This window comes from Bacillus sp. C30, from assembly GCF_040838255.1.
In the GTDB taxonomy this organism is placed as follows: domain Bacteria; phylum Bacillota; class Bacilli; order Bacillales; family Bacillaceae_G; genus Bacillus_A; species Bacillus_A mycoides.
The window spans coordinates 1-5145 of record NZ_JBFPJH010000239.1; the positions used below are offsets into that span (position 1 = coordinate 1).

9 protein-coding genes and 1 riboswitch are annotated in these 5145 nt (G+C 34.9%); of the genes, 5 read left to right on the plus strand and 4 right to left on the minus strand.

What is annotated here, in order from left to right; all coding sequences use genetic code 11:
* The first annotated feature begins 93 nt into the window (after nucleotides 1-93).
* Both cspB and AB3X49_RS17335 read left to right on the plus strand, forming a co-directional pair.
* Nucleotides 94-291: a cold shock-like protein CspB gene (gene cspB / locus AB3X49_RS17330; RefSeq protein WP_367963629.1), complete on the plus strand. Its 198-nt coding sequence runs from the start codon at nucleotides 94-96 to the stop codon at nucleotides 289-291.
* A 119-nt stretch (nucleotides 292-410) separates the two neighbouring features.
* Nucleotides 411-659, plus strand: a complete 249-nt coding sequence (locus tag AB3X49_RS17335) for a DUF2564 family protein (RefSeq protein WP_367963632.1) — start codon at nucleotides 411-413, stop codon at nucleotides 657-659.
* Nucleotides 660-693: 34 nt separating this feature from the next.
* Here the strand turns inward: AB3X49_RS17335 and AB3X49_RS17340 are convergent, their stop codons facing one another.
* The 3 genes from AB3X49_RS17340 to AB3X49_RS17350 all read right to left on the minus strand — a co-directional run bounded on the left by AB3X49_RS17340 (nucleotide 694) and on the right by AB3X49_RS17350 (nucleotide 2298).
* Nucleotides 694-870: a zinc-finger domain-containing protein gene (locus AB3X49_RS17340; protein ID WP_002011906.1), complete on the minus strand. Its 177-nt coding sequence runs from the start codon at nucleotides 868-870 to the stop codon at nucleotides 694-696.
* Between the two features lie 12 nt (nucleotides 871-882).
* Nucleotides 883-1542, minus strand: a complete 660-nt coding sequence (locus AB3X49_RS17345) for a ribonuclease H family protein (RefSeq protein WP_002126525.1) — start codon at nucleotides 1540-1542, stop codon at nucleotides 883-885.
* Nucleotides 1543-1809: 267 nt separating this feature from the next.
* On the minus strand, nucleotides 1810-2298 hold the full coding sequence (locus AB3X49_RS17350; RefSeq protein ID WP_002011909.1) for a QueT transporter family protein: 489 nt from the start codon (nucleotides 2296-2298) through the stop codon (nucleotides 1810-1812).
* Between the two features lie 6 nt (nucleotides 2299-2304).
* A riboswitch (PreQ1 riboswitch) is annotated at nucleotides 2305-2349 on the minus strand.
* 131 nt (nucleotides 2350-2480) lie between these two features.
* Between AB3X49_RS17350 and AB3X49_RS17355 the strand changes: the two genes are divergently transcribed.
* The 3 genes from AB3X49_RS17355 to AB3X49_RS17365 all read left to right on the plus strand — a co-directional run bounded on the left by AB3X49_RS17355 (nucleotide 2481) and on the right by AB3X49_RS17365 (nucleotide 4729).
* The gene (locus AB3X49_RS17355) at nucleotides 2481-3353 is read left to right on the plus strand and encodes an aldose 1-epimerase family protein (RefSeq protein WP_002086548.1); all 873 of its coding nucleotides are present in this window, start codon (nucleotides 2481-2483) and stop codon (nucleotides 3351-3353) included.
* Nucleotides 3354-3423: 70 nt separating this feature from the next.
* Nucleotides 3424-3810, plus strand: a complete 387-nt coding sequence (locus AB3X49_RS17360; protein WP_002011911.1) for a reverse transcriptase-like protein — start codon at nucleotides 3424-3426, stop codon at nucleotides 3808-3810.
* 13 nt (nucleotides 3811-3823) lie between these two features.
* Nucleotides 3824-4729 carry a DMT family transporter gene (locus AB3X49_RS17365; protein ID WP_002135344.1) on the plus strand — a complete coding sequence of 302 codons (906 nt, stop codon included), beginning with the start codon at nucleotides 3824-3826 and terminating at the stop codon, nucleotides 4727-4729.
* A 2-nt stretch (nucleotides 4730-4731) separates the two neighbouring features.
* Here the strand turns inward: AB3X49_RS17365 and AB3X49_RS17370 are convergent, their stop codons facing one another.
* A complete protein-coding gene (locus AB3X49_RS17370; protein ID WP_367963635.1) occupies nucleotides 4732-4989 on the minus strand; it encodes a DUF6123 family protein in 258 nt (85 codons plus the stop codon).
* Nucleotides 4990-5145 lie beyond the last annotated feature (156 nt).

The window sequence follows — 5145 nt, forward strand, 5'->3', positions numbered from 1 at the left end:
GAATATTCAAGAATATAGCATTTTTTATTTATATTATTTTTTGATGAATTTCACTAAATGAAAAAAGGAATCGTTTTTAGGAGGAATTGTGACATGCAAGGAAAAGTAAAATGGTTTAACAATGAAAAAGGTTTTGGATTTATCGAAATGGAAGGCTCTGCAGATGTATTCGTACATTTCTCTGCTATTCAAAGCGACGGCTACAAAGCTTTAGAGGAAGGTCAAGAAGTATCTTTCGACATTACTGAAGGAAACCGTGGACCTCAAGCTGCTAACGTAGCAAAACTTTAATCCCACATATGACAGGAGGTTATCTTACTTGGTAACCTCCTTTGTTATTCCTTTGTATATTTCCGTTTTCCAGAGCAAAAACTATGTGAAATGCGCAAAATACAAAGGAGGCAATAACAATGGGGTCACATGTAAATGATTTTGAAGAAGTAAAATTCCGTGTAGAAACTGCACAAAAAATGGTAGGTTTTGCAACAATTTCAATGGATCCAGACACATTAGAGCATGCCACTACTGCAGTAGAATCGGCTCGTTCTCAGCTTGAAATCATGAAATCCGTTGCAACGGATTTAGATGAGCCATTTCTAATGAATGAAGAAAAAAAATTAAGTAAATGCGAGCATCAATTACACGAAGCAAAGCACTAAAAAAACATCCAGAGAAAATTCTCTGGATATTTTTTTATGACAATTGCTCCCCATACTTTTTCAACTTCTCTCCAACCGTACATTGCCGTATACAAAAAGAATGGGCATAGTATTTACTATGATTTTTCCGATTATGTTCCTGCAGGAAACACCCTCCGCAATACGTTTCTAATAAGTCATTTACCTCTGTAATGAGTTGCTTCTTCTTCACGTGTGCACCTCTCTATTCGGTTATTTCTTTATGACTATCAATTGTCGTCCCTTCTAATGCTTGCGCTGCTAATTGATGTGCCTCTTTATTTTGTTTTCTAGATATCGGTTCACAAATAAGCTTTAATTTCATTTGCTTCGCTTTTTGTTCAATTTGATCTAAGTAATGATTTAAATGTTCATCATAGCAAGGCCATTCACCAGCTAATTGCTGCAGTACAACTTGAGAATCTCCACGAAGTGTAACTGCTTCATATTTAATTCCTAATTCCTCGAGTGTATTCATCCCGTATAATAATGCTGCATACTCCGCTTCGTTATTATCATATATGCCTTCTATGTATGCATTGCGACGAATTCGGTAATTTGTATTTCCTTTTTTATAGTATACACATATACCAACCCCAGCTTCTTTCGTCTGCACATCATAACCACCATCAAAATAAACTTGAATTTCTTGCGGATCTTCCTCCACTTGCTTACTCAGTTTTTTCATTTCTTTTAATGACCATTCCGCGTCCATTTCATCGAAAAATAAAAGTTCTTTCACCCTACCTGTTTTCTCAAAATCCTCCGCAAATTGAAGCACTTCTTCTATGTTCATATAATCTGTTGTTAATTCAGTTTGTAAACCACGCTTCGTTTTATACAACCAATGTATTTTATATTTCATACTAGATTCCCCTTTTATAAGACTTCTTATATTTATCCCGCATTAACGGGCAGTAAGACTCCCACCTTAAAATTTAACGAAAGCAAAGAAGTTAGGCGGAAGATCAACTGTCCGTAAATGCCCGATTGGTTCAACTAATAATCAGTGGGGTCCCCCCACTGATTAAAGTTTCACTTTATTTTATTATATTTTATCAGGAGTCACAGTATTATATACAATTTAATCACATACAAAAAGAGCCATCCTAAGTAAGGACAGCTCTTTCATCTATTGCATAAATCTTTCAAATTGCACTCGCTTATTAATCCAGTACATTACAGGCATACCAATTGCCATTACAACAAATTCACCAACTGCACAAGTTAGCCATGTCAATAAAAATGGCAGATCAAACGCAAGATGAAGTTCAATTGCAATCATAAACATTGTGACTGTAAAAATAACTGTATTAAAAATCATACGAGCCCAAACACCTTTAATGAAGCGCATAGAAATAATAGTTGCAAGTAATGCAAGAATGGATTGCCCTACTCCAAATACTAAATCATAAGCGATCATAGGTGAGAAAAAGAGATTCGTTAAAAATACACCTAATACAATCCCGTAAATTGCTTTCTTATTGAATACAACGAGATGATTAAACATCTCTGAAATACGAAACTGTACACTGGTAAAGCCAAATGGCTGAATAAGCATAGAAACAGCAATATATAATGCCGCTAAAATACCATTACCGACTAATGTCCTTATATTCATGACAAAATCTCCTTAGTTTTTTTACGTGGGATGGTTTCGAACCACGTTATTCGTTTTTAAGCAACAAGATTATATTTTACGCAATAGGCACTCTTTCGTCAATAGATTCCTATCATTTACTACCTTTTTTCTTTTGGACAACGTATAATAAAACATATGAAAGATTTAGGAGGTTTCACTTCATGACAGCAACAATTCAAAATGAAAAAGTGATCGTTTCCATTTCTGACAAAGGTGCAGAATTACAAAGCGTTCGCTTAAAAGAAGATAACACTGAATACTTATGGCAAGGCGATTCTACTTATTGGGGGCGCCGCGCACCAATTTTATTCCCAATTGTCGGCCGATTAGTAGATAATACATACTACGTAGATGGTAAACCATATTCTTTAACACAACACGGCTTTGCTCGTGATCTTACATTCTCTGTAAAAGAACAAAGTGAAACGAATATTACTTATATTGTTACTAGTAATGAAGAAACATTAAAAAAATACCCATACGAATTCGAATTACTCGTTTCTTATGAGTTAGATGGACAAATCGTTCATGTAACATATGAAGTAAATAACCCTACTTCAAAAGAGATGTTCTTCTCAATCGGAGCACATCCTGGTTTCAACTTCCCCTTATTAGAGGGCGAATCATTTACAGATTATCATTTATCATTTAATGGTTCTGAACGCTTAGAAACAAGCGTATTAGAAGGACCTTATCTTTCAAGTAAAAAGCAATTAATCGCTGAAAATACGAATGAATTACCACTTACATACGATTTATTCAAAAATGATGCACTTATTTTTGAAAATATGAATACGGATGAAATCTCTATTCGTTCTCATAAACATAATAAATTTGTAAAAGTAGAATTTGACGGATTCCCATTTGTCGGTGTATGGACACCAGGCGAGAACGCACCTTTCTTATGTATTGAACCTTGGTACGGGATTGCTGATGAAGTAAATCCGGCAAAGGATTTCAAGGAAAAAAAAGGAATTCAATCTTTACAAACGAATGAAACATTTACATGTCGTTATAGTATTACAATCGGCTAAGTTACTCTATCCCCTACTTCAAAGAAACATATAAGTAGGGGATCATCTTATAATTTGGAGGTTTCTCATTTTGATTGAAGTATATATTGATGGTGCATCAAAAGGAAATCCTGGTCCTTCTGGTGCAGGAGTGTTTATTAAAGGGGTGCAACCAGCTGTACAGTTATCATTGCCCCTTGGGACAATGTCCAATCATGAAGCAGAATACCACGCTTTACTTGCGGCATTAAAATATTGCACGGAGCATAATTATAACATTGTCTCTTTTCGTACCGATTCGCAGCTTGTCGAGCGAGCTGTCGAAAAAGAATACGCAAAAAATAAAATATTTGCACCACTATTAGAGGAAGCACTGCAGTACATAAAAAGTTTCGATCTCTTTTTTATTAAGTGGATTCCAAGTAGTCAAAATAAAGTTGCTGATGAATTAGCTAGAAAAGCTATCTTACAAAATTAACGGGGGTATGAGTGTGAAAAAAGATTGGATTGCTCCTCTTGCTTTATTATTTGTCTCTTTTATTTGGGGAGCTACGTTTGTTGTCGTCCAAAATGCTATGTCTTTCGTTGGTCCATTTACTTTTAATGGGATTCGCTTTTTATTCGCTGGAATTATTTTATTATTCGTTCAAATGATTTTCTCACAAAAAACTTCAAAACAAGATATAAAACAGAGTAGTCTCGCTGGATTGATTGTTGGATTCTTTTTATGTGTTGGATATTTATTACAAACATTCGGCTTACTTTATACAACCTCTTCAAAAGCTGGTTTCTTAACTGGACTTAGCATCGTTATGGTTCCAATCCTATCTTTTATCTTTTTAAAACAGCGGGCTACAATTTTCATCGTACTTGGTATTGCTGTAGCAACAGCAGGTTTATACTTATTAACGGCTGGTGATTCTTTTCAATTAAACATTGGAGATATACTCGTTCTCGGTTGTGCAGTTGCTTTTGCTGCCCATATTCTTGTTAACGGTTTCTTTTCTAAGAAAATATCACCTTTATTACTAAGCACCTCTCAAGTATTAGCTGTCGGTATATTTTCTTCTATTTGCGCTTTTTTGTTTGAAGATTGGGAAAAATTATTTTCAGTTTCACTATGGACGAATCAATCCTTTTTATTCGCTCTATTTCTAACTTCCTTATTTGCGACATCAATTGCCTTTTTCATTCAAACTTCTGCACAAAAACACACTTCTCCAACGAGAGTAGCAATAATCTTCGCAATGGAGCCTGTTTTTGCAGCATTAACAGGTGTTCTAGTAGCAAATGAACAGCTTTCTATTTCTGCTATTATTGGATGTCTATGTATTTTCCTAGGTATGGTTTTTGTTGAACTACCTTCCAAAACGAAAAAAGAAGCGCGGGCTGCGTGAAGTTACGCTTGTAACTTCCGCATAAAAGCCTTAGCGCTTTTTTTATCTGTAATTTCTTCTTTCAAGCGTTCTAATAACGCAACAAAATAACTGCCATCAAACTGTAATTGATGTTTAATCGTCGCTTCTATCGCTACGTTCACAATCCCATCAGATGCACCAGTATATCCTTGTCCGAACATAATAAATCCTTGTGCTTCCTCTGATAATTTAAATCCTTTCGTATGTAAGAATGAAAGATAATCTTCTACTGTTTGCATGATATTCCCACCTACTCAAAAATTCTCCACTTCTTATCATACATGTTTTTATACTCTATGAGAATGAAATTTATTTGACAACTTTGTAAATCTATCGTCTACTTCTTAGAACCTGTCTAGAATCTTTTTAATAAAATCGCCACGCCTGCCAATAAG